Source organism: Mesopusillimonas faecipullorum (genome assembly GCF_020539505.1).
GTDB lineage: Bacteria > Pseudomonadota > Gammaproteobacteria > Burkholderiales > Burkholderiaceae_B > Mesopusillimonas > Mesopusillimonas faecipullorum.
The window spans coordinates 462,428-484,688 of record NZ_JACDXW010000001.1 but is presented as its reverse complement, the minus strand read 5'-3'; the positions used below and the strand labels follow the sequence as shown (position 1 = coordinate 484,688).

Below are 22,261 nucleotides of genomic sequence, written 5' to 3'. Positions count from 1 at the left end.
ATTTACCGTTGCGCGATTTTATTTTGTCGCGTAAATCCGTCAAAATAGCGTCTTTTGTATGCTGTTTAGCTTTTGCCAAGGATTGCGCTGTGCCGCCCAAGTCTGATCTTGCCCACGTGTTGCAACTTGACGTCCTCCGTTTAGTCGAGAATCGGCCTGCCCATGTGCGACTGGCCGTCGCCCAGACGGATGATCTGGGGATCCGAATAGAGGCGTCTGCGCCCGGTGTGTTCCGCTTGCGTTGCGGGCCTAACCAGGCGCTCTCTGGAGAACCCCCTTCAGGGCGGGCCGCTGCGCGTGCAGACCTTCTGCTGGCTCGCCACGAGGCCGTGGGTGAATTCCAGACGGAAGCTTTGCCTGGTGATGAGGGTTGGAGCCTAGAGCAGGGCGATGTCCGCCTAGAGGTGCGTAGTCAACCCTTTTCTCTGCGTTTGACCCGGGGCGAGCAAGTGTTGCTGCAGTCGGCTGATCAGGCAGTGTTGGCTTGTACCACCCAAGAAAATAACCCCGGCTGGCAAGTCAACTGGTTGCTAGACGATGAAGACGGCTTGTACGGCTTGGGTGAAACCGGTGGCGACCTTGATCGACGTGGCGAGTACTTAAGCAGCGACGATGGCCGTGCCCTGCCTTTAATCTGGAGCGTGCGCGGATGGGGTTTGTATGTCAATACATTGTCCGACGTCAGCCATGACCTGGCTCACGATGACGACACCACTTATACCCAGTACATAGACGGCGCCGTCCTGGATGTCTATATCTTTGCCGGCGAACCTGTCGAAATTCTGAACCAGTACACTGCCCTGACGGGGCGTGCTGGTCAGCCCACTTTATGGCCCATGGGCGTGTGGGTAGATCAAGCCCACGGTCAAAGCCTGGATCAGCTGCACGAAGTCGTCAGCGGCTTGCGTAAAAACGAATATGCTTTCGATGCCGTACGCTTGGCTGCGCCTGCGTGCTACGGCTTTCAAGATGACAAGCCCGCGTTCGAGTGGGATGCCCAGCGCATACCCGATGCACGAGCCATGCTGGATCGCTTCGCTGCCTTGCAGGTTCAGGTCGCTGCGCCCAGCGCACCCGTGGTACGAACAGGAACCAGCCTGTTCGAAGAATGGGAAGACCGCGGTTGGCTGTTGTGTCGTGATGACGGCGACGTTCTCGTGCTGGAAGGCGACGAGCGTTCAGGTGGTCAACCGTATGCCTTGCTCGACCTTACCCACAAAGACGCTTATAGACTCTGGAGCGAACGTCAGTACCAGTTGATCGAGGATGGCTTGGGAGCGCCGGTCTGCGACGCCACCTTCGCGATTCCCGATGATGTGACGGCCCGCGGCGGCGAAAGTGGCGCGGTGTTGCGCGCGGTCTATCCTGCGCTGGCTCGCCAAGCTTTGTTTGACGCGGTGGCCGGGCACAAGACGCCTCAAGAAGGCGTCATGCTCAGTACCGATTTGTTCCCAGCGGTGCAACGCTTTGCGTGGCAGTTGGGGCCAGACGTGCAAAACGACTGGGCCGGCTTTGAATACTCTTTGCGTACCGCTCTGGCGCTTGGCCATGCAGGGGTACCTGTGCAGATGCACACTCTGGGCAGCGCTGATGCGCCCACCGAGGGCATGAGCGCCGAGCTGTATTTACGGTGGCTGGCGGCCTGCGTATTTTCCGGCAACTTCAGCTTCCAGGCCATACCGGCCTTGCTGCCGCAAGCGTTCGATACGCAAACCCAGGCTTTGGTGCGCCATTGGCTAGAGTGGCGTTATCGCTTGGTGCCTTATGTGCTGGGCATTATCGAAGACGCCGTGCGCACCGGCTTGCCCGTGCAGCGTTCCATGGCCATGTGCTTTCCTGACGACCCCATGGCCCAGGCGTGGGACACGCAGTATCTGTTTGGGCCTGCCTTGCTTGTGGCCCCGGTATTGCAGGCAGGTAATGAGCAGCGCATATATCTGCCCAAGGGTGACGCCTGGTGGGATCTTTCCACGGGCCGTCGTTACGAAGGCGGCACGATCTTGACCATGCAAGTGGGGCTGGAAACCATCCCCGTATTCGGGCGTGAAGGCCATATGCTGTGCCTTGGGCCGGCTACTCAGCACACGGGCGAATTCAACTCGGCTCGTTTGCTCGAAGAGGTCTGGATGTTCGGAATGCCCGAACATAGCCCCGTAGTCATGCGCAATAAAATCCGCGTCATGCAGATGCAGGGCTCCAGTTACATCAAAGGTCTGGAAGGCTTGAAGATACTGCCTTCCGAAGGCCTTGAGGTGAAACGGCGTGGGGCCGAGGTTCGCATTTCCCGTATACGCTGAACCTGCCTAGGGGCGGCCCGGCGTGCTGGGCCGCACGCCGCTTTGTGCTATTTTGCATGGCATGGATAACGAACTCATAGACTTGATGCGTACGGTGGCCACGCGCTTTCATGCGCGTATGCGCGAACACGTAGCGGCCAGCGATGCAGGGTTGACCGGGTTTCAGGCCCGCCTGCTCAATCTTATAGGCCGTAACGAAGGCGTTTCTCCCCTTGAACTCAGCGTTTTTATCGAGCGCGACAAAGCGCAAGTGACTCGCGCCGTTAACGAGCTCGAAGCGCTGGGCGTCGTGACGCGCACCCCCAGCCCCATCGATAAGCGTGCCAAATGCTTGATGCTCACCCCGTCTGGGCACAAGACGCATGAGCATCTTAAAGGCCTGAGAGAGCAACTGGCTGCTGAAACCCTAAGTGATTTCAATGACGATGAAAAGCAAGCTTTGCGGCTTAGCCTTCAGCGGATGGCGGCGGCTTTGCAGTCGGACAGACCCGAAACCGGCCCCGATGCTACCGAGCTTTATAGTTGACTTTATCAACTAATTTGGCTAAGATGGCGCTTTGCCGTCGAGAAGCCATATGGAAAATAAAGCCCGAAGAAAACTGCTGATGCTTAGGTTGTTGATCCAAACTTGCATCGCCTTGCTGCTCAGTTTGGTCATGACCCTCATCAACTATGGCTTTTCCGGCCCATTCGCTCAAAACTGGGCCAAGGGTTTTGTGGTTGCCTTCCTGATTATTCCCGTCGCCTTAAGGCTGATCCCTTTTGTTGCCAAAGGGGCACGTAAAGTATTGGGCGACCGCTCTGTGCTATTACTTCGCTGCACGGTAGCCGTTTGCGTGGCCATCATGATGGAAGGCTTGATTGCACTGGTAGTGACCTTGGCACAACAAGGTATGGCGGTCGGTTGGGTTGCCATGTGGGGCGGTGTGTTCTTGAAGGCGCTACCGGTGGGCCTGTTGATAGGCTTCACCATGACTTTCATTGTTCAGCCACGTATGCAAAAGCTGGCGATGGCGGCGCGCTGATGCGGGCTTAAGAGTCAATCCGTGGTCTGGCGGCTATGGTTCGCGGGCCTCATCATCCCACTTTCTCAGCAGGGCCAGTTTCTCGCCTATCTTGATTTCCAGGCCGCGCGGCACCGGTTGATACCAGCCGGGCTCGGCCATGTCGTCGGGAAGGTAGGTTTCGCCCGCGGCATAGGCATTGGGTTCATCGTGGGCATAGCGGTATTCATGCCCATAGCCGAGTTCTTTCATGAGTTTGGTGGGTGCATTGCGCAAATGCACAGGCACCTCACGACTCTTGTCCTTTTTGATGAAAGAACGTGCTTGGTTATAGGCGTTGTAACCCGCGTTGCTCTTGGCTGCGACAGATAAATAGATCACTGCCTGCCCTAAAGCTAATTCGCCCTCGGGGCTACCCAAGCGTTCATACGTGAGAGCGGCGTCGTTAGCGATCTGCATGGCCCTGGGGTCGGCTAAACCTATGTCCTCCCAAGCCATGCGCACAATGCGTCGTGCCAAATAGCGCGGGTCGGCGCCGCCGTCCAGCATGCGTGTCAGCCAGTACAGCGCAGCGTCAGGGTGTGAACCCCGCACCGATTTATGCAGGGCGGAAATCTGGTCATAGAAGTTATCCCCGCCCTTGTCAAAGCGCCGGCTGTTCAGCGTCAGGGCGTTTTGCAAGAATTCGGCTGTGATGGCGGTGATGTCTGAAGCCTTGGCTGCCGTGCTGGTTTGTTCCAGTAGGTTCAAGAACCTTCTGGCGTCGCCATCCGCGTAGCCGATAAGGGTATCGATTGCCAGTTCATCAAATTGAAGGTGGCCCAGCGCTATCTCTTGGGCGCGCGCCAGCAGCAGCTTCAGCTCTTGGTCGGTGAGCGACTGCAGAACATACACCTGCGCGCGCGACAGCAGCGCTGAGTTCACCTCGAATGAGGGGTTTTCGGTGGTGGCACCTATGAAGGTCACCAGGCCGCTTTCCGCGTAGGGTAACAGCGCGTCTTGCTGAGACTTGTTGAAGCGGTGGATTTCGTCCACAAACAACAAGGTATGTTTACCCATGGCCAAGTTCTGCTGCGCTTGCTCCATGGCGGCGCGAATGTCTTTTACCCCTGAAAACACCGCGGAGAGGGCAATGAACTCGCACTTGAAGGCCGTGGCAGTGAGGCGGGCCAAAGTGGTTTTGCCTACGCCCGGGGGGCCCCAGAAAATCATGGAATGCGGTTTGCCTGACTGAAAAGCCAGCCTAAGGGGCTTACCCTCGCCAAGCAAATGCGATTGACCTATGACTTCGTCCAGGGTTTTTGGGCGTAGCGCTTCCGCCAAAGGGGCAAGGGGTTCTTGGGCAAAGAGATCTGGCATGTTCCTACCGCAGTTGCACGATGTCCGCGTCTGCTGGCACTTGCAGGGTGAACTGCGAGTCGTCCAGGCTAGGGTTCAGCGTCATGCCGCCCAATTCGATGTAAGTGGTTTTGTCGAAGGCATCGCGCAACAACAGACGGACGGGCTGCTGCTTACGCAGACCAATATCAAGATACTGAAAGCCGGCATCGGCTTGACGCGGTGTGGCGCGTAACCACTGAAGACCATCGTCGTCGGGCAAGGCGGCCAGGGTAAAAGCGTCTTCTAGGCGCCCTGAACCAAACAGAATGGCAGCGGGTGAGGAGCCTAGCGAGGTGTTGGCCGGGCGCTCAGTTACCTGTGCGAGATCGGGGTCGTATTGCCTGACGGTGGTGCCATCCGAAACAATGAGCTGTTCGTGCGGGTGTGTGGTTTCCCAGCGAAACTTGCCGGGGCGCTGGAAGGCGAAGCGACCTTCTTGGGGCGCGCGATCAGCGGACTTCTGGTGGAACTCTCCGGAGGCGGCGCTGACGTTCTCGATGAAGTGCCGCAATTGCGCCGCTGCGTCTTGAGCATAAGCGGCGATAGGCGCCAGCCACAGCAAGCTTGCCAGGTAGAGCGTTGGCTTAATCCGCATGGGCGTCTCCGGCGGGAACAAGAATTTCACGGTTGCCATTGGGCTGCATAGCCGACACCATGCCGGCCTGTTCCATTTGTTCCAGCAGCCTGGCGGCACGGTTATAGCCTATGCGCAAATGGCGTTGCACAGACGAAATAGAGGCACGGCGGTTTTTAAGCACCACTTGCACGGCCTGGTCGTAGAGCGGGTCGGACTCGTTATCGGTGAAGCCTGTGACGCTACCCACGCCGTCCCCGGTTTCGCCTTCCAGGGCGCCTTCAAGCAGGCCGTCAACGTAGTTAGGTTCGCCTTGGGCTTTAAGGTACTCGGCTACCCTGTGCACTTCGTCATCGTGTACGAAGGCACCGTGGACGCGGGTGGGCAAGCCGGAGCCGGGCGGCATGTAAAGCATATCGCCTTGGCCAAGCAGGCTTTCAGCACCCATTTGGTCAAGAATGGTGCGTGAATCTATCTTGGACGACACCTGAAAGGCAATACGTGTAGGAATATTGGCCTTGATGAGGCCGGTGATGACGTCCACGCTGGGGCGCTGAGTCGCCAGAATAAGGTGTATGCCGGCTGCCCGCGCTTTTTGCGCCAAGCGTGCAATCAGCTCTTCTATCTTTTTACCCACGACCATCATCAGGTCGGCGAGCTCATCAATGATGACGACGATGGTGGGCAGGACATCTAAGGGCTCGGGTGCGTCGGGCGTCAGCGAGAATGGGTTGGGAATAGGCTCTTCGCGCTTTTGTGCGTCGCGTATCTTGCTGTTGTAGCCGGCCAAATTGCGCACGCCCATTTTGCTCATCAAACGATAGCGTTTTTCCATCTCGCCCACGCACCAGTTAAGCGCGTTGGAGGCTTGCCGCATATCGGTAACCACCGGGGCGAGCAAGTGGGGGATGCCTTCGTAGATGCTCATTTCCAGCATCTTGGGGTCGATCAATATCAGGCGGGTTTGGGCGGGGTCGGCTTTGTATAACAAAGAAAGGATCATGGCGTTGATCCCCACCGACTTGCCTGAACCCGTAGTGCCCGCGACCAGCAAGTGGGGCATCTTGGCCAGATCGGCCACGACCGGGTGCCCGGCGATGTCTTTGCCCAAAGCCATGGTGAGCGAGGAGGCCGCTGCGTGATAGGTTTGCGAGCCGATGATCTCGGAGAGCTTCACCATTTGGCGCTTGGGGTTGGGCAGTTCCAGCCCCATCAGGTTTTTGCCAGGGATGGTTTCGACTACGCGTATGCTGACCAAGCTAAGCGCCCGAGCCAGGTCTTTGGCCAGGTTGACGATCTGGCTGCCTTTGACACCGGTGGCGGGTTCGATCTCGTAGCGCGTAATGACAGGGCCGGCCTGGGCTGCGACGACTGTTACCTTGACGCCGAAATCAGAGAGCTTTTTTTCGATGAGGCGCGAGGTGAATTCTATGGTCTCGGGAGAAACGGTTTCGACCTGTTCAGTGACTGGGTCTAGTAAGCCCAGCGGTGGCAGTTCGCCTGAGCCTATAGGCATGACCGGCGGGGTAAACAGCGTTTGCTGTTTTTCCTTTTCGACGCGCGCGGACTTGGGAACGCTAATGACTGCGGGCTCTATGCGCACGGGCCTATCGTGAACCAGTTGCTCTTGCTTGGCGACTACGATCTCTTCGCGCTGGGCTTTTTTAACCTGACCGACGCGGCGGTCTTCACGCGCAGCCTTGAATTGCAGCAGGCGACGCACAGTGACTTCGACTGCGCGGCCCAAGCGCTCGGCAGCGTTTAACCAGGAAAAGCCAAAGAAAAGGCTGGCGCCAACCGCTACGAAAGCCAATAGCAATAAGGTGCTGCCTGCCGCTCCGATAGCGGTTTGCAGCAAGCTTGCCAGCAATTTGCCTAGTTCGCCGCCGGGGCCGCCGGGCAGTGGATGGGTAAGGCTGCCTGTCTGCATGGCGGCCAAGCCTAGGGCGCCCAAAAATAAAATGGTAAAACCGACGGCGGTTTCCCATCGCACGCGCGGCAGTACTTCTGTGTTTTGAGAAGGCCGTAATACCTGTGTAAGGCGGACAAAACCTACGCTGACGCGCTGCACCAGCAATACCACCCAAAGCCACGATGTATAGCCAAAAAGCAAGAGCAGCAAGTCGGCGACATGAGCACCGATGGTGCCGCCGCCATTTTGGATGGAAGCCTGCTGTGAGGCATGAAGCCAGCCTGGGTCGTCGGGTGACCAGGTGGCCAGCACCAAAGCCAGCCACAGGGCCAAGGCAGCAAATAGAATCCAGCGCGCCTCTTTTACGAGGCCGGAAAGCCTGGTTTGCAGGGGAGACGGGCCATTGCGCACATTGCGCGATGAGCGGGAGGAAGCAGCAGGTAGTCTAGCCATGGAGTCATTATAATTGGCTGGCCCTATTTACAGGATTTTACGATATGTCTACTGCAAAACACGCCAAGGTCCTCATTCTCGGGTCAGGGCCCGCTGGTTACACGGCTGCGGTTTATGCCGCTCGCGCCAACCTTTCACCGGTATTGGTAACGGGCCTCGAGCAAGGGGGGCAATTGATGACCACTACTGACGTGGACAACTGGCCTGCCGACGCCCAAGGCGTGCAGGGGCCCGACCTCATGCAGCGCTTTCAGGCGCATGCCGAGCGTTTCGAGACTGAATTGGTCTACGACCACATCGCCAAAGTGGATGTTTCTCAGCGCCCCTTCACACTGACCGGTGATATGGGTGCTGTCTATACCTGCGACACGCTCATTATCGCCACGGGGGCGTCGGCTCAGTATCTGGGCCTGCCTTCCGAGCAGTCCTTCATGGGGCGCGGCGTGTCTGGCTGCGCCACCTGCGACGGTTTCTTTTACAAAAACCAAGATGTCGTCGTTGTGGGCGGTGGCAACACGGCAGTCGAAGAAGCGCTATACCTGTCCAATATCTGCGCAACCGTCACCTTGGTGCATCGCCGCGATAAATTCCGCGCCGAGCCGATTCTGGTCGACAAATTGATGGATAAGGTCAATAACGGCAATATGAAGCTCAAGCTGTTTTCCGAGCTGCAAGAGGTCCTGGGCGACGCAAGTGGCGTTACCGGCGTTCGTTTGCTCAATAAGCAAAGCGGTGAAACCGAAGACCTGGCCGTCACGGGTGCCTTCATCGCTATCGGCCATAAGCCCAATACCAGCCTGTTCGAAGGCCAACTGGAAATGAAAAACGGCTACATCATCACCCGTGCCGGGCGCGAAGGCTTCGCCACCATGACTTCGGTACCCGGCGTTTTTGCTGCGGGCGATGTCCAGGACGATATCTATCGTCAGGCCATTACCAGCGCGGCAACGGGTTGCATGGCGGCTTTGGATGCGCAAAGGTGGCTGGAGAATGGCGGCCAATAAGCCCGGCCTGGCCGATCTGAAGCGTCTGCACAAGGCTGATCAGGCGCGTCGTCTACAAGAGGCCGAGCGGCGCAAAGCCCAGGCAGCCAAGGCCGAGCCGGCTTTGGCGCCAGACGATGCCTTATTGTTTCGGCGAGCGGTGGGTGGCGTACAGCCGCTTAAGGCCAAGGCGGCTCGCTCGGCGCAGGCAGGCTTTAGCCCATTGCCCGCCGAGCTTGTCGCAGCACGCCGCACCCGAGCGATGGGCCAAGAAGCACCGGGCCTGCTGCTGGCCACCCAAACCGCGTCTGCCGCAGTCTTGCAGGCAGACGACACGGTGTTTTTGCGAGCGGGTCATGGGCCTAATGTTTTGCGCGACTTGCGTAAAGCGCGATGGCCCGTGCAGGCCAGCCTCGATTTGCACGGCTGTACCCTGGAGGATGCCCGGCAGCGCTTAGAGGGTTTTTTGGCTGATTGCCTGGATTACGGTGCCCGTTGCGTACGTGTGGTACACGGCATGGGTTACGGCTCGCCCGATGGTGTGGGTGTGCTGGGGCCGCAAGTCCGGCGCTGGCTGGCTAACTGGGAAGCCGTGCAGGCCTACACCGTATGTGGCCCAGCCGACGGAGGGCATGGCGCCTTGCGTGTGCTGTTGCGTGCCCGTCAGGTGGCATCGCCCACTTGATGCGCTGCGCGGTGCAGATGCGTCAGCACGTTGCGCAGCAGAGGTGAGGGCACGGTGTCACTGCGCAGAATGGCGCCTATCGTTAAAGGGTAGCCGCGTTCTGCGATGGGTACGACTGATATATAGGGCAGAGCCATGGGGTGGCTGGCAATCTGTGAGGGCATCAAGCCCACATAATCGCCGGTGGCCACTAGCGACAGCAGGGCCAAGGTGGAATTGACGACGGCGCCCACGGGTGGCGTCTTCAAACCATGGGACTCGAATAGCAACCTGGCGTAGCCCGAATTGCTGTGGGCCCCGGTAAACACCCAGCGCGCCTCTTGCAGATCGGCCAGCGTTCGGGCTTGCAGCCACCGACTACCCGTGCGTGCTGTGGGCACCATGGTGGTCTGGATCAGGGGTTCGATAACGAACTCGCCGGGCGGCAGTTCGTCGGGAATGCCCCCGACGGTGATATCGACTTCCCGGGTACGCAGACGCTGCAACTGCGCCACATAGAGCTCTTCGCTGACGCGTAGGCGTACTTCCGGATAGGCCTGGCCAAACGTGCGCAGAAGTTCGGGTATCAACAGCATCACTGCCACGGGGACAGCGCTGATGTGCAGGTCGCCCACCATCTGACCATTCATTTGATGGATTTCATCCACCGCTTGACCTAATTCTCGCGTCGCTTTCAAGGCATGTTCGTACAAGACCCTGCCTTGAGCGGTGGCCTGTACGCCGCGTGAGGTGCGGTGCAGCAAGGTCGTGCCCAACTCTAGCTCAAGCTCGCGAATCATTTTGGTAAGGGCTGGCTGTGAGGTGCCTATGCGCCGTGCGGCCCCGCGCAATGAGCCTTCCTCTATGGCTGCCATCAAGGTCTGCAAGGTGGCCAGTTTCATCTGGGGCTCCGGGTTGGCGTAATAGGGCGCGGGAAGGCGGCATACGACAAATTTGACAGCCAGGTTTATGTGCCTGCATTTTGCCGTTGCTTTGGCCGAATGATAACCAAAGGTTATCGCGGTGCCAAACTCAACATCTGGGCGAGGGTGGGATGGCGCGGAATAATAGGGCCAACAGCAATCTTATGTTACGTATTTTTGCCGCGAAGGTTGCCAAGACTACACAACAGGAGTTCTTTCATGGCCAGGATTATTGGAGCCATTGCTGCTTCCCATACCCCCACCATTGGTTTTGCTGTAGATGGCGATAAGCGTCAGTCCCCGGCCTGGGCGCCCATTTTTGAAGCTTTCGAGCCCGTGCAGCAATGGCTGGAGCAGCGCAAACCAGATGTACTGTTTTTGATCTTCAACGATCACATCACTTCATTCTTCTTTGATCATTATTCGGCGTTTGCACTGGGCGTGGGCGAAAGCTATGGCGTGGCCGACGAAGGTGGCGGGCCACGCGATCTGCCTGCTGTTCCAGGGCATGCGGCCTTGGCGCGCCATATTGGTCAATCGCTGATGAGCGAAGAGTTCGATATGTCGTTCTTCCAGGGAAAATCGCTGGATCATGGCTGTTTTTCGCCGTTGTCCATGATGAACCCACCCAAGCCCGACTGGACCATACCCATTGTGCCTCTGCAGGTGGGTGTCTTGCAGTTTCCTATTCCTACCGCGAGGCGTTGCTACAAACTGGGTCAAGCCCTGCGTCGAGCCATTGAAAGCTACCCTGAAGATCTCAAGGTCGCTATTGTGGCGACGGGAGGCCTATCGCATCAGGTTCATGGTGAAAGGGCAGGGTTCAACAACGTGCCGTGGGATCAGCAGTTTCTGGATCTCATTGAAAAAGACCCCGAGTATCTTGCGAGCCTGACGCAGGCGGAATATGCCGAGTTGGGCGGTCTGGAAGGGGCTGAAATCATTATGTGGCTGGTGATGCGTGGTGCCTTGTCAGCCAATGTGCGCAAAGTCCATCAAAGCTACTGTCTGCCTTCCATGACAGGAATCGCTACAGCCATCTACGAGAACGAGGCGGTTCAAACGCCCCTGCCCAGCACCATAGAGCGCCATCGTCGACTGATGGCCTTGCAGCTTGAAGGGGCAGAGCGCTTGGCCGGAACTTACCCCTTTGGCCTAGAGCGTAGTGTGCGGGCTTATCGCATCAACCACTTCTTGCACAATCTTATCGACCCAGTGTTCCGTGCCGCCTTCCTGGCCGACGAAGAAACCGCGTTCCGCACGGCAAACCTGACAGAAGAAGAAAGCGCGCTGATCCGTAATCGTGATTGGCGCGGCATGATTCATTACGGCGTTATTTTCTTTATGTTAGAGAAACTTGGCGCTGTGGTGGGGGTCTCGAATTTGCATATTTATGCTGCCATGCGGGGCCAAGCTTTGGACGAATTTTTGCAGACCCGTAATGCCCCGGATGCCCTCTATTCGGTGGCTGGCAAAGAGGCCGGCAAGCAGACGTGGGATAATTGAACGTTTTTCTGCTGAATTTGCGCTGAATCCCGGCGTCGGTTTGGCAGGATTTTTGCGGATTACCAATACCCGTTTTTCATAGCCGCTATAACATCGCGGCCTGTATCAGGAGTCGCTTCATGAAAGTATTTTCCAAGGTTTCGCTGGCGGCGCTGGCTGCGGCCACGTTTTCCTCAGCTGCAGTTCAAGCCGATCCCGTCATTCTGAAAGTCGCTCACCAGCTGCCTTCGGTCTCGGCGGTACACAACACGGTTATCGTGCCTTGGTGCGAAAAAATCGAGGCCGAGTCGCAAGGCGGGCTGAAGTGCCAGATTTATCCGGCGCTGCAATTGGGCGGTACTTCCGCTCAGCTTTTCAATCAAGCCCGCGACGGTGTGGCTGATGTGGTCTGGACTTTGCCTGGCTATACGCCGGGGCGTTTTCCTGTCTCCGAAGTTTTCGAGCTGCCGTTCATCACCACCGAGCATGAACCTTCTTCCCGTGCGCTGTGGGACTTCGTCAACAAGAACGCCATGGACGAGTTCAAGGGCGTCAAGCCTCTTGCCGTGTGGATCAACGGTGCCAACCTGCTGCACATGCGCGACAAGAAAATCGAAACCCTGGATGACCTGCGCGGCGTGAAAGTACGTGCACCTTCGCGGCTGGGTAACAAGATTCTGTCGGCGTTGGGCGCTACGCCTGTGGGCATGCCCGTGCCGCAAATGGCCGAAAGCCTTTCCAAGGGCGTCATCGATGGGGCCCTGGTTCCATGGGAAGTCATTCCAGCCACCAAAGCGCACGAGTTGACGCGCTATAGCGTCAACACCGCCAGCGACACCTCCATGACGACAGCCACTCACGTGTTCGTCATGAACCAGCGCAAATACAATAGCTTGTCGCCTGAACTCAAGAAGGTCATCGACGACAACTCCGGCCCTGAGACCTCTGCATGGGCAAGTCGGCAGTTCCGTGCGGCTGATGCCGTGGGCTTGAAAGCAGCACTGGATAACGGCAACGAAGTCTACGAGATCACCCCCGAAGAAACCCAAGTGTGGGTAACGGCTGCTCAGCCTGTCATTGACGAGTGGGTCAAAGACATCTCTGCCAAGGGCAAAGATGGTGCCGGCTTGTTGCAAGAAGCACGAAATCTGGTTCAGCAGTACACTGAAGAAAGTAAAAAGTAAGCTGCATTTGTCCAAAACCTAGCCCCCGGGGTCCTCCCTTCGGGGCTTTTTGCCGCTTGATCGTCCTAGGCAAGCCCTTTGCCAACAAGGCTCAAGACGGCGCTTTGCACAGCCCATGTGCAAGGCATTTTTCTTAGTACAAGGAATCGACATGTCCGAACCCTTACCCGGGCCACACCTAGTGGCCAAAAGCCCGTTGGGCCGGCTCATTGAATGGGCCTGCGCAGCGATGGCCATACTCGGGAGCGCGCTGTTCCTGACTGAGGCGGTCATGTCCGTCGTCAGTGTTGCGGGTCGCAGCGTGCTTTCCAAACCGGTGCTGGGCGATTACGAACTGGTGCAACTGGCCTCGGCGATGGGTATCGTCATGTGTCTGCCCTATTGCCAACTCAAGCGTGGCCACGTCTTTGTGGACTTCTTCACTTTGTGGGCGCCCACCCGATTGAAAAAACTGTTCGATGCACTGGCTTGTCTCGTGCTGGCCGGCATCGCTTTCTTGCTGGCTTGGCGGTGCTGGCTGGGCTTGGTCGACATGCGTGAGTATGAAGAGAGCTCAATGGTGTTGGGCTTGCCTATCTGGTGGGGCTACATACCCATGACGCCAGCTTTCATCTTATTGGGCATCACTTGCCTGATGACTATGGTTCAAGATCTGCGCGCTAGCGCCACGGAGGTCGCGCAATGAGCGGCACGACTATCGGTATCATCATCGGCTTGCTGATGTTGGTTTTTTTGGCCATACGCATGCATATCGGTATGGCCATGTTTGTTGCAGGTGCTTTAGGCTACTGGTGGATTTCGGGCCTAGATCCTTTGCTTGCCCACCTTAAGCATGCGCCTTACAGTCGCTTCTCGGTCTACGACCTCTCTGTGGTACCTTTGTTTCTTCTGATGGGGCAGTTCGCCACCCACGGGGGGCTGTCGCAGGCCTTGTTCCGCGCAGGCAGTGCGTTCCTGGGGCATAGGCGAGGCGGTATGGCCATGGCGGGTATTGCCTCTTGCGCAGGCTTTGGCGCAATCTGCGGGTCCTCGTTGGCAACCGCGGCAACCATGTCGCATGTGGTGCTGCCCGAACTCAAACGATATCAATACAAACCTAGTCTGGCCGGCGCCTCGCTGGCAGTGGGTGGCACCTTGGGCATGTTGATCCCACCTTCCGTGCCTCTGGTTATCTATGCCATTCTTGCCGAGCAAAATATTGCCAAAGTGTTTGTGGCGGCCTTCATCCCTTCCGTTCTGGCGGTGATCGGCTACATGCTGGTTGTGGCCTTGATTTGTTGGCGTGACCCCTCGGCTAGCGGTCCGGCTTTGCCTCGTGCTTCCTGGGCCGCGCGTCTACGTACCTTGGGCGCCACCTGGCCTGTGCTACTGATTTTTACGGTGGTGTTGGGCGGTATTTATGGCGGTGTCTTTACGCCTACCGAAGCTGCTGCAGTGGGCGCGGTTGCCACGGGTATAGCCGCTTGGCGCTCGGGAGGTTTGCGTAATGGCGGTTTGATGCGCAGCGTGCTGGGCACGGCTACCGGTACCGGCATGATGTTCCTGATTCTGCTGGGCGCTGACATGCTCAACGCGTTCTTGGCGGTCAGCCAAGTGCCGGTAGAGTTTGCCACCTGGGTTCAAAGCCTGGGGATGGATCCCTTTGCCGTGTTGGTGGCCATTATCGTCATCTATATATTGCTGGGTTGCATCATGGATAGCTTGTCCATGATTCTGCTGACGATACCTATTTTCCTGCCTCTTATCTTGGGTATGGATTTCTGGGGGCTGTCGCAAGACGAAAAAGCCATCTGGTTTGGCGTGTTGGCGCTGGTTGTGATGGAGATAGGCTTGATTACGCCGCCTGTGGGTATGAATGTGTTCATCATCCACAGCATGTCCAAAGATATTTCCCCAGGAACTATCTTCCGTGGGGTGGTGCCGTTCTTGATGTCGGACGTCGTGCGAATTGCGCTGTTGGTGATTTTCCCCGTGATTTCTTTGGGCTTGTTGCGCTGGTTGGGTTAAGCCTGCCTTAGGTACAAAAAACAAACGCCGGTGCATGCACCGGCGTTTGTTTTTTTGTTGTGATTATTGCACTGCTATTTATATAGGCCCTCTGTGGCCATTGCCCATTTTCTGGGCTTTTGTCTCCTCACCAACATGAATAGCATTGTGCCTGACTCAACAGCATTTGACACCTAGGGAATGCACCGATTTTTAGCGTATATAAGATACAAAATGCGCTATCTTATAGTATATAGGATACAAAACACATTAAGGCAGGCCTTTGTTTTTCAAGGAGTCGCCTAAAGCGCGTATGACTTGAATCAGGCGTGTAGCACCCGGCGAAGCGTGTTCTTGAGGGCGCCTCAGGACGCCTATGGTGCGCTGGGTGTCTGGTAAATCCATGGGCAGCAAGCTAAGCATGCCGTTGCGCAATTCATGCTGAAACAAATGCCGTGAGGCGGCGGTGATCATGTCGCTGCCTAAGAGCAGGCCACGTATCAAAGATAAGTCGCTGGATTCGACCGTTACGTTCAAGGGCGGAGCTTGCATAGCGGCCAAAGACGACATCAGAACATCACGTGTAGGGGTGCGGCGCGGGGGTAGTACCCAATCTGCGTTGGCAAGGTTATGGATGGCGCCAGAGGCTTGTTGCAAGGGGTGACCGCTGCGCGCTATGACGACCAGTTTGTCGTGAAAGAGATCTTCTTGTACGAGATCGCCGTAATGCTCGCCGGTAGGCAAAGCACCCATGATGAAATCAATGTCGCCGCACCACAGCGCGTGTGTAAGGGTTTCGAAAGGCCCTTCTACGGTGGTAAAGCGCAGTGCGGGGTGATCGGTGTGCAGCGTAGCAATAGCGGTGGGCAAGATGTAAGGCCTGCCAAAGGGGAGTGCCCCTATGGTGATGTCGCCTTTCAGAACACCATCGCGCGCTGCGATTTCGGCGCGTGCCAACCGTAGCTGATACAAGGCGCGTTTAATGTGAGCCAACAGCAACTCGCCTGCTGCGGTAAGAGCTATGGGTGAAACGGAGCGGTCGAACAGTTTCAGATTGCAGCTGTCTTCCAGATCACGCAAGGCCAGACTGACAGCGGGCTGGGTGATGTCCAGTTGTTGGGCGACCGCGCTCATGTGGCGATAGCGCGAGAAGGCCACCAAGATGGCGAGGCGCCGCTCGTTCAGGGCCAGAGAAAAGATGGGGGCGTTGTGGCGGGGGGCGATGCCGCCTTGCTCATACAAAGCCTGGCGTGCGGTTTCCATTTCGTCCAGTGCGTGCTGGACGCGCCCCTGCAGTACTTTGCCGTTGTCCGTCAAAAGTATGCCGCGACTGGTGCGCTCGAACAGACGCGTCTCTAGGGACTCCTCCAACTGCTGAATGGCGCGCTGCACGGCAGACTGCGCACGGCGCAGTTCGGTGGAGGCTTTGGACATGCTGCCCAATTGAGCCACGCTGTGGAACACGCGCAGATAGCGTGTAGGAGGAAGGGTGGGAGGGCCCACAAGGTCGTTCATTTGAGCATAAGGCTTTTCGGTGGCGGTAGAAGCTTATTCGGTCACCACGCTATGCAAGCTGATGACACAATTTCCGAAAGAGTCGGCATCGCTTGGATGCCGTTGATTATCAGGAGACGAGTCATGCTCATTTCACACGATGTGGTAGCGCCGAATGTGCTGATGCCTAATATCGATCTAGAACGCATCATGCAGCATTTGCAGGAAACAGGCAAAAGAACGTTTCAACTTTGGTTGAACGAGCATTCGCTGGCGTTTATCGCGCGCGGTCGAGAATACCGCAGCGAGTTTCACCTGAACCCCAGCTATGAAATTCAGTATTCGCTTAAAGGCGATCTCAATCTTCATTACCGCACGCCCGAAGGCAAAGAAAAAGTGGCCTTCGTGCCCCAAGGCTCTTGCCTGTACCAGCCTCCATTGGTGCCGCACTCGCCCCGCTTTGGTGCCGACTCTTATCAGTTGGTGATAGAGCGCGTACGCGTGCCGGGTGAGATCGATCGCTTCCACTGGTTCTGTCCCGCTTGCGATCATTTTCTTCACGAAGAGCAATACACCGTGGACGATTACAAGGCTGATCCGGTCTCGCGTGCTTACGGCAATTTTTATGGGTCAGAGCAGGCGCGTACCTGCAAGCAGTGCGGGACTGTCATGCCCGTACCTCAGGAATGGGCGCTTAACGTCATATGAGTGCCGTACATTCTCTGCCGTCCCTACCGGCGGCGCGTAGTGCCTTGCTGGTCATCGATATGCAGAACGACTTCTGCGCTCAAGGTGGCTATATGCAACGCGAGCGCAATTACAAAGTCGGCTTTGCACAGGCTGTCGCGGACAACATCGAGCGTTTGCTGAGCACGGCGCGCGAGGTGGGCATGACTGTCGTGTGGATACATTCCATCTACGACTTCAAGTACCTGACTGCGGCGCACATTGCCAAGCGAGAAACAGAAGGGTGCTGCCTGGAAGGTAGCTGGGGCGCTCAAGCCTTTCAGGTCGAGCCGCAAGGCGACGAAATGGTTATACATAAGCATCACTTCAGCGGCTTTCATGGCACCACACTGGATACCTACCTCAGAGCCAGAGGTATCCAGAATCTTGTTTTCACGGGCGTTGCCACCAATGTGTGTGTCGACTCCACGCTTAGGCAGGGTTTTTTCCTTGATTACCGCATCGTCCTGGTAGAAGACTGCGTAGGCAGCAACAGTCAGGAGGGTCACCGTGGAACCCTGGCAACGGTACGCAACAACATAGGCGTGGTTACCACCTCCGAGTCATTGATGCGGCATTTGCGGCAGTCGGAGGACACATGAGCGTCGTTCTAGGCGTTTTATTCAATGGCTTGGCCTCGGCGATGATTCTGTATGTCATTGCCATTGGTATGTCACTGACCATGGGCATGATGCGATTCGTCAATCTTGCGCATGGCTCCTTTGCTATGGCCGGCGGCTATGGCTTGGTGTGGTTCGGCGAACAGCTAGGACTGCCCTTCTGGGTGGCCATAGTGCTCTCCGTGCTCGTGGTTACGCTGGGCAGCTTAATACTTGAACGTTTGCTGTACCGCAAGTTGTATGGCGCCAGCGAGCTCGAGCAGGTGCTGTTCAGCATAGGCGTGATCTTTGTGGCAGCCGCGTGTGCCCGCTACCTTTTCGGGCCTTCCCCTCAGAACGTGACGGTGCCGGCTGGCTTGCGCGACACCTTGGCACTGGGCGAATTTACGGTGTCCAGTTACCGCACCATGTTGGTGGTGGCGGGTGCTTTGTTGTTTGCATCCATGTGCCTGCTTCTAGAGAAAACCTCGTTGGGCGCGCGTCTGCGAGCTGCGGTCGACAATCGACGCATGGCGGAAACACTGGGCATACGCACCGAGGTGCTGTTCACGCTGACCTTCTGCTTGGGTAGCGCACTGGCGGCACTTGGCGGAGCCCTGGGAGCCGAAGTTTTGCCCATACGGCCTTCCTACGCTTTTGATCAGCTCAATTACGTGCTGATTGTGGTTGCCGTGGGTGGCTTGGGCACCTTGTACGGGCCCTTTGTCGCTGCCTTGCTACTAGGTATTGCCGATACGGCTTGCAAATACTGGTTCCCCGAGCTTGGGGCGTTCTTCATCTTCGCCGCGATGGTTGCATTGCTGCTGTGGCGTCCGAACGGTATTTTTTCGCGGATATGAATATGGAACTTGCAACGAACGTTTCGCAGTTCGGCTCGCTGGTCCGACGCCATCGTTTCCGGCTGATAGAAGCGCTGCCTTGGGTGGCGATTGTGGCGGTTTACCTGTTGTTCCCCACCAGTCTGGCCTTGGGTACACAGGTGCTGATCATGATTCTGTTTGCCTTGTCGCTTGATCTGCTGTTGGGCTATGCCGGCATTACCAGCTTGGGGCATGCCGCCTTCTTTGGTTTGGGTGCCTATGTTGCCGGCATTCTGACCGTCCACGGTGTGGCGGATCCTCTGCTGGGCTTGCTGATCTCGGCATTGGCATGTGCGTTTTTCGGCCTGATCACGGGTAGTGTGATTTTGCGTACGCATGGCCTGCCGCTTCTGATGCTTACTTTAGGCATTTTGCTGATGTGTGCCGAGGCCGCCAACCGGGCGGTTTCTATCACCGGCGGAGCCGACGGTCTGCAAGGCATGGTGGTGGGGCCGTTGTTGGGTTTTCTTGAGTTCGACATGCGGTCTCGAGTGGCTTATTGCTATTCAGCCGTGGTGTTGGCTGTGGTTTTCGTTTTCGTACGTACCTTGGTGCATGCCCCGTTCGGTCGGATGCTGGTGGGAATACAGCTGAACAGCCTGCGCATGAGTGCGGTCGGCACGCCGGTGCGCCGACGTTTGATCATCGTCTATGCCATCGCCGGAGCGATCGCTGGGATTGCAGGCGCCCTGAATGCCCAGACCAACGAGTTTGTCGGCCCGACTGTCTTGTCGCTGGAACTCTCGGCGGGGGTGTTGACCATGCTGATCTTCGGCGGGGTCGGGCGACTTTACGGGGCTTTCGTTGGCGCAGCTTTCTACATGGTGCTGCACGACTACCTGGCGCGTGCTGAGCCAGCCTATTGGTACCTATGGCTGGGCGTACTTTTGATTGTGGTCGTTTTATACGGTAAGGGCGGCATTCTAGGTTGGTGCGATAGGCTGTATTCGGCCTGCTTCGATCGATCAGTGCGACGCCAGACTCCGGCCAATACGAAGGAGCACGGCGCATGAGCGGCTTGGCTTTGGAAACACGGGGGCTGTGCAAGCGCTTTGGTGCCTTGGCAGTGACCGAGAACGTCAACTTTCGCCTTGAGCGGGGGGCGCGTCATGCGCTGATAGGGCCAAACGGGGCGGGTAAAACCACATTCGTCAACCTGGTAAGTGGGCGCTTGGCACCCACCGCAGGCCAGGTCTTGCTGCATGGCCAAGACATCACTCGACTACCCGAGTATCAACGCGTCAAGTTGGGGCTGGTGCGCACGTTTCAGATCAATGCCCTGTTCACCACTATGTCTGCTCTAGAGAGCGTGGCCTTGGCGGTGTGCGAACGCAAGGGCTTGGCCTTGGGGATGCTCAAACCGCTGGGGCGTTACGCCGATGTGCTCGAAAGGTCTTACGCCACGCTGGTGCAGTTGGGTATAGGCGATTGTGCAGAGCGCCAAGTGGCTGAGTTGAGCTATGGGCAACAGCGCCTGATAGAGATAGCGATAGCGCTAAGTCTGGAGCCAACCGTGCTGCTGCTGGATGAACCCGCCGCAGGGGTTCCCAGCAGTGAGAGCGGCATCATTCTGGATGCCTTGGGCAAACTCGATAGTGACATCTCCATCATGATCATCGAGCATGACATGGATTTGGTGTTTCGCTTTGCGCGGCACATTACCGTGCTTGACCAGGGCCGTGTTGTGGCAGAAGGCACGCCTAAAGACATATCGGATAACGAGATGGTGCGCGCAATCTATTTTGGTGAAGGGAGCAGGGTGGCCCATGACTGAGTTTCTGAATTTGCAGCACGTCACATCAGGCTACGGAGAGACCGTCATATTGGATGACGTGTCGCTGCAGATAGCAAAAGGTGAGTGTGTAGCCCTCATCGGGCGCAATGGCATGGGTAAGACCACCTTGCTCTCGACCTTGATGGGGCATGTGCCTTGTCGTGCAGGCACGATTACCTTGGGTTCTCAAGACGTCACCCATTGGGCGCCTTGGCGTCGGTCGCGGGCACGCTTGGGCCTGGTACCACAAGAGCGAGAGATCTTTCCCTCCCTTACCGTCGAAGAGAATCTGACGGTTGCTCGCCGTGCGGACGGATTCACGCTGGAACAGGTTTACGAATGGTTTCCGCGTTTGGCGCAACGACGCGGCAACAAAGGCAACCAGTTGTCAGGGGGGGAGCAGCAAATGCTGGCCATTGCCCGGGCCATGATGGGGGGGCCTGAATTGCTGCTGCTGGACGAACCTCTGGAAGGCTTGGCCCCTGTCATCGTAGACATCGTCATGCAGGCCTTGGCGCGTATACGCGAAGCACAAGGTTTAACCATGATTCTGGTTGAGCAGCAGGTGATGGCGGCGCTGGCGTTTGCACCGCGTGCAGTGGTGCTGGTGCGCGGGCGCATCGTATATGACGGCCCTAGCGAGGCTTTACGGGAAGATCGCGCCACGTTGGATCGCCTGATAGGCGTACATAGTTGAGGTAGGCAGCGCGCCGACTTTCGTGGCGTGCACGTATTCTTTTAAAAAGGTGGAGACAATGAAAAAATTATTATTGGCTTTAAGCTTGAATCTTGCCATGGGTGTGGCGTCTGCGGATACGGTCAAGGTGGGGCTGATCGCGCCATTTAGCGGCCCGTCTGCGGAATACGGCGAACAGTTTCGCCGTGGCATGCATCTTTATCTTGATCAGATTGGTGGCAAGGTGGGGGATGTCACTGTGCAAATCATAGACAGAGACGAAGAGGGCGGCGCGGCGAGGGTCAAGCAGGTGGCGCAAGAGCTTATTTTGCAAGACGAAGTGCAGTTCTTGGCGGGGTTGGAAAAAACCCCGGACGCCTTGGCGCTGGCCCCCTTGATCAACAAGTCTAAAACGCCTACTGTCATTCTGAATGCAGCCACGGGCGTCATACCGCGTAAATCCCCTTACTTTGCGCGGGTTTCGTTCACGCAGTTTCAAGGAGCGGCAACCTTGGGTGAGTGGGCAGCCAAGAACGGCATTTCCACGGTTTACACCGCAGTCACCGACTACGCGCCGGGAAATGATTCGCGCGAGGCATTCAAGACTACTTTCACAAAAGGCGGGGGCAAGATCGTAGGCGAAACACAAATGCCTATTGCCACCACAGACTTCGCGCCCTATCTGCAGAAGATCAAAGACACCAAGCCTGATGCGGTATTCATGTTCACTCCCTATGGCGCGGCGGGTGTGTCCTTCATCAAAACTTTCTTTCAAATGGGCCTGGGCGAAGCCGGCATCAAGTTGTTGGCCACCGGCGAAACCAACGAGGCCGACCTGCCCGCCATTGGCAATGTGGCCGAGGGCACGGTCACCGCTTTCCATTACTCGCCGCTTCAAGACAATGCGGTGAATCGCCGCTTTGTAGACGACTACCGCAAAAAGTATGGTGAACGTGCGGTTCCTAATTTTGCTACGGTGGCCGGCTACGATGGCATGCACGCCATTGCCGACGTCGTGAGTCAATTAGGCGCCAATATCGATGGCGACAAAGCGATGGAAATCCTGCGCAACTGGAAGGCAGACAGCCCGCGTGGTGCTATTTTTATCGATCCCGAAGAGCGCGACATCATCCAAGATATCGCTATTCGCCGCGTCCAGAAGATGCCTGACGGCAGCTTGGCCAACGTAGAGTTCGAACGAGTCGAGCAAGTGAAAGATCTTTGGAAGGTAATGAATCCACAGTAAAGCTTTAGCTTGCCCATGCG

Annotated in this window: 21 protein-coding genes; 16 read left to right on the top strand and 5 right to left on the bottom strand. The window is 57.0% G+C overall.

Annotated features, from left to right (window positions below; all coding sequences use genetic code 11):
* Positions 1-89 precede the first annotated feature (89 nt).
* The 3 genes from H0484_RS02275 to H0484_RS02265 all read left to right on the top strand — a co-directional run bounded on the left by H0484_RS02275 (position 90) and on the right by H0484_RS02265 (position 3,322).
* On the top strand, positions 90-2,297 hold the full coding sequence (locus tag H0484_RS02275) for a glycoside hydrolase family 31 protein (RefSeq protein ID WP_226952810.1): 2,208 nt from the start codon (positions 90-92) through the stop codon (positions 2,295-2,297).
* 61 nt (positions 2,298-2,358) lie between these two features.
* Complete coding sequence (locus tag H0484_RS02270; protein WP_226952809.1) at positions 2,359-2,823, top strand: MarR family winged helix-turn-helix transcriptional regulator; 465 nt, start codon at positions 2,359-2,361, stop codon at positions 2,821-2,823.
* A gap of 79 nt (positions 2,824-2,902) precedes the next feature.
* A complete protein-coding gene (locus H0484_RS02265; RefSeq protein WP_226952808.1) occupies positions 2,903-3,322 on the top strand; it encodes a DUF2798 domain-containing protein in 420 nt (139 codons plus the stop codon).
* Positions 3,323-3,355: 33 nt separating this feature from the next.
* On the opposite strand, the gene H0484_RS02260 is transcribed toward H0484_RS02265, so the two are convergent.
* The 3 genes from H0484_RS02260 to H0484_RS02250 are packed head-to-tail and all read right to left on the bottom strand — an operon-like array spanning position 3,356 to position 7,620.
* Positions 3,356-4,660, bottom strand: a complete 1,305-nt coding sequence (locus tag H0484_RS02260) for a replication-associated recombination protein A (protein WP_226952807.1) — start codon at positions 4,658-4,660, stop codon at positions 3,356-3,358.
* Positions 4,661-4,664: 4 nt separating this feature from the next.
* On the bottom strand, positions 4,665-5,276 hold the full coding sequence (gene lolA / locus H0484_RS02255; RefSeq protein ID WP_226952806.1) for an outer membrane lipoprotein chaperone LolA: 612 nt from the start codon (positions 5,274-5,276) through the stop codon (positions 4,665-4,667).
* Entirely contained in the window at positions 5,266-7,620 is a 2,355-nt protein-coding gene (locus H0484_RS02250; protein ID WP_226952805.1) for a DNA translocase FtsK, read from the bottom strand. The genes lolA and H0484_RS02250 overlap by 11 nt, the downstream gene beginning before the upstream one ends.
* Positions 7,621-7,664: 44 nt before the next feature.
* On the opposite strand from H0484_RS02250, the gene trxB reads away from it, so the two are divergent.
* Positions 7,665-8,624, top strand: coding sequence for a thioredoxin-disulfide reductase (trxB, locus tag H0484_RS02245; protein ID WP_226952804.1), 960 nt, complete (start codon positions 7,665-7,667; stop codon positions 8,622-8,624).
* Positions 8,611-9,288 carry a Smr/MutS family protein gene (locus H0484_RS02240; RefSeq protein ID WP_226952803.1) on the top strand — a complete coding sequence of 226 codons (678 nt, stop codon included), beginning with the start codon at positions 8,611-8,613 and terminating at the stop codon, positions 9,286-9,288. Before trxB ends, H0484_RS02240 begins: the two co-directional genes overlap by 14 nt.
* Here the strand turns inward: H0484_RS02240 and H0484_RS02235 are convergent.
* On the bottom strand, positions 9,267-10,169 hold the full coding sequence (locus tag H0484_RS02235; protein ID WP_226952802.1) for a LysR family transcriptional regulator: 903 nt from the start codon (positions 10,167-10,169) through the stop codon (positions 9,267-9,269). The genes H0484_RS02240 and H0484_RS02235 overlap by 22 nt on opposite strands.
* A gap of 240 nt (positions 10,170-10,409) precedes the next feature.
* On the opposite strand from H0484_RS02235, the gene H0484_RS02230 reads away from it, so the two are divergent.
* The 4 genes from H0484_RS02230 (at position 10,410) to H0484_RS02215 (ending at position 14,866) form a co-directional block, all read left to right on the top strand.
* Positions 10,410-11,696, top strand: a complete 1,287-nt coding sequence (locus tag H0484_RS02230) for a gallate dioxygenase (RefSeq protein ID WP_226952801.1) — start codon at positions 10,410-10,412, stop codon at positions 11,694-11,696.
* A gap of 119 nt (positions 11,697-11,815) precedes the next feature.
* On the top strand, positions 11,816-12,859 hold the full coding sequence (locus H0484_RS02225; RefSeq protein ID WP_226952800.1) for a TRAP transporter substrate-binding protein: 1,044 nt from the start codon (positions 11,816-11,818) through the stop codon (positions 12,857-12,859).
* A 151-nt stretch (positions 12,860-13,010) separates the two neighbouring features.
* Positions 13,011-13,544 (top strand): TRAP transporter small permease, encoded by a 534-nt coding sequence (locus tag H0484_RS02220; protein ID WP_226952799.1) that lies wholly within the window; start codon positions 13,011-13,013, stop codon positions 13,542-13,544.
* Positions 13,541-14,866, top strand: coding sequence for a TRAP transporter large permease (locus tag H0484_RS02215; RefSeq protein WP_226952798.1), 1,326 nt, complete (start codon positions 13,541-13,543; stop codon positions 14,864-14,866). The genes H0484_RS02220 and H0484_RS02215 overlap by 4 nt, the downstream gene beginning before the upstream one ends.
* A gap of 249 nt (positions 14,867-15,115) precedes the next feature.
* Here H0484_RS02215 and H0484_RS02210 read toward each other — a convergent pair whose 3' ends face one another.
* Positions 15,116-16,360, bottom strand: a complete 1,245-nt coding sequence (locus H0484_RS02210) for a LysR family transcriptional regulator (protein ID WP_226952797.1) — start codon at positions 16,358-16,360, stop codon at positions 15,116-15,118.
* 123 nt (positions 16,361-16,483) lie between these two features.
* Between H0484_RS02210 and H0484_RS02205 the strand changes: the two genes are divergently transcribed.
* Genes H0484_RS02205 through H0484_RS02175 form a run of 7 tightly spaced genes read left to right on the top strand, consistent with a single transcriptional unit; the run spans position 16,484 to position 22,241 of the window.
* Positions 16,484-17,047: a 3-hydroxyanthranilate 3,4-dioxygenase gene (locus tag H0484_RS02205; RefSeq protein ID WP_226952796.1), complete on the top strand. Its 564-nt coding sequence runs from the start codon at positions 16,484-16,486 to the stop codon at positions 17,045-17,047.
* Entirely contained in the window at positions 17,044-17,667 is a 624-nt protein-coding gene (locus H0484_RS02200; RefSeq protein ID WP_226952795.1) for a cysteine hydrolase family protein, read from the top strand. Before H0484_RS02205 ends, H0484_RS02200 begins: the two co-directional genes overlap by 4 nt.
* Positions 17,664-18,524, top strand: a complete 861-nt coding sequence (locus H0484_RS02195) for a branched-chain amino acid ABC transporter permease (protein WP_226952794.1) — start codon at positions 17,664-17,666, stop codon at positions 18,522-18,524. Before H0484_RS02200 ends, H0484_RS02195 begins: the two co-directional genes overlap by 4 nt.
* 2 nt (positions 18,525-18,526) lie before the next feature.
* Positions 18,527-19,558 (top strand): branched-chain amino acid ABC transporter permease, encoded by a 1,032-nt coding sequence (locus H0484_RS02190; protein ID WP_226952793.1) that lies wholly within the window; start codon positions 18,527-18,529, stop codon positions 19,556-19,558.
* Positions 19,555-20,319, top strand: coding sequence for an ABC transporter ATP-binding protein (locus H0484_RS02185; protein ID WP_226952792.1), 765 nt, complete (start codon positions 19,555-19,557; stop codon positions 20,317-20,319). The genes H0484_RS02190 and H0484_RS02185 overlap by 4 nt, the downstream gene beginning before the upstream one ends.
* Positions 20,312-21,016, top strand: coding sequence for an ABC transporter ATP-binding protein (locus H0484_RS02180; protein ID WP_226952791.1), 705 nt, complete (start codon positions 20,312-20,314; stop codon positions 21,014-21,016). Before H0484_RS02185 ends, H0484_RS02180 begins: the two co-directional genes overlap by 8 nt.
* A 58-nt stretch (positions 21,017-21,074) precedes the next feature.
* Positions 21,075-22,241, top strand: a complete 1,167-nt coding sequence (locus tag H0484_RS02175; protein ID WP_226952790.1) for an ABC transporter substrate-binding protein — start codon at positions 21,075-21,077, stop codon at positions 22,239-22,241.
* Positions 22,242-22,261 lie beyond the last annotated feature (20 nt).

Excerpts from the sequence above, each read along its gene's own strand:
- H0484_RS02265 (WP_226952808.1), top strand. The coding sequence starts at position 2,903 with ATGCTTAGGTTGTTGATCCAAACTTGCATCGCCTTGCTGCTCAGTTTG.
- H0484_RS02175 (WP_226952790.1), top strand. The coding sequence starts at position 21,075 with ATGAAAAAATTATTATTGGCTTTAAGCTTGAATCTTGCCATGGGTGTG.
- H0484_RS02195 (WP_226952794.1), top strand. The coding sequence starts at position 17,664 with ATGAGCGTCGTTCTAGGCGTTTTATTCAATGGCTTGGCCTCGGCGATG.
- H0484_RS02190 (WP_226952793.1), top strand. The coding sequence starts at position 18,527 with ATGGAACTTGCAACGAACGTTTCGCAGTTCGGCTCGCTGGTCCGACGC.
- H0484_RS02225 (WP_226952800.1), top strand. The coding sequence starts at position 11,816 with ATGAAAGTATTTTCCAAGGTTTCGCTGGCGGCGCTGGCTGCGGCCACG.
- H0484_RS02270 (WP_226952809.1), top strand. The coding sequence starts at position 2,359 with ATGGATAACGAACTCATAGACTTGATGCGTACGGTGGCCACGCGCTTT.
- H0484_RS02220 (WP_226952799.1), top strand. The coding sequence starts at position 13,011 with ATGTCCGAACCCTTACCCGGGCCACACCTAGTGGCCAAAAGCCCGTTG.
- lolA (WP_226952806.1), bottom strand. The coding sequence starts at position 5,276 with ATGCGGATTAAGCCAACGCTCTACCTGGCAAGCTTGCTGTGGCTGGCG.
- H0484_RS02215 (WP_226952798.1), top strand. The coding sequence starts at position 13,541 with ATGAGCGGCACGACTATCGGTATCATCATCGGCTTGCTGATGTTGGTT.
- H0484_RS02210 (WP_226952797.1), bottom strand. The coding sequence starts at position 16,360 with ATGAACGACCTTGTGGGCCCTCCCACCCTTCCTCCTACACGCTATCTG.
- H0484_RS02200 (WP_226952795.1), top strand. The coding sequence starts at position 17,044 with ATGAGTGCCGTACATTCTCTGCCGTCCCTACCGGCGGCGCGTAGTGCC.
- trxB (WP_226952804.1), top strand. The coding sequence starts at position 7,665 with ATGTCTACTGCAAAACACGCCAAGGTCCTCATTCTCGGGTCAGGGCCC.
- H0484_RS02240 (WP_226952803.1), top strand. The coding sequence starts at position 8,611 with ATGGCGGCCAATAAGCCCGGCCTGGCCGATCTGAAGCGTCTGCACAAG.
- H0484_RS02230 (WP_226952801.1), top strand. The coding sequence starts at position 10,410 with ATGGCCAGGATTATTGGAGCCATTGCTGCTTCCCATACCCCCACCATT.
- H0484_RS02250 (WP_226952805.1), bottom strand. The coding sequence starts at position 7,620 with ATGGCTAGACTACCTGCTGCTTCCTCCCGCTCATCGCGCAATGTGCGC.
- H0484_RS02235 (WP_226952802.1), bottom strand. The coding sequence starts at position 10,169 with ATGAAACTGGCCACCTTGCAGACCTTGATGGCAGCCATAGAGGAAGGC.
- H0484_RS02180 (WP_226952791.1), top strand. The coding sequence starts at position 20,312 with ATGACTGAGTTTCTGAATTTGCAGCACGTCACATCAGGCTACGGAGAG.
- H0484_RS02260 (WP_226952807.1), bottom strand. The coding sequence starts at position 4,660 with ATGCCAGATCTCTTTGCCCAAGAACCCCTTGCCCCTTTGGCGGAAGCG.
- H0484_RS02185 (WP_226952792.1), top strand. The coding sequence starts at position 19,555 with ATGAGCGGCTTGGCTTTGGAAACACGGGGGCTGTGCAAGCGCTTTGGT.
- H0484_RS02205 (WP_226952796.1), top strand. The coding sequence starts at position 16,484 with ATGCTCATTTCACACGATGTGGTAGCGCCGAATGTGCTGATGCCTAAT.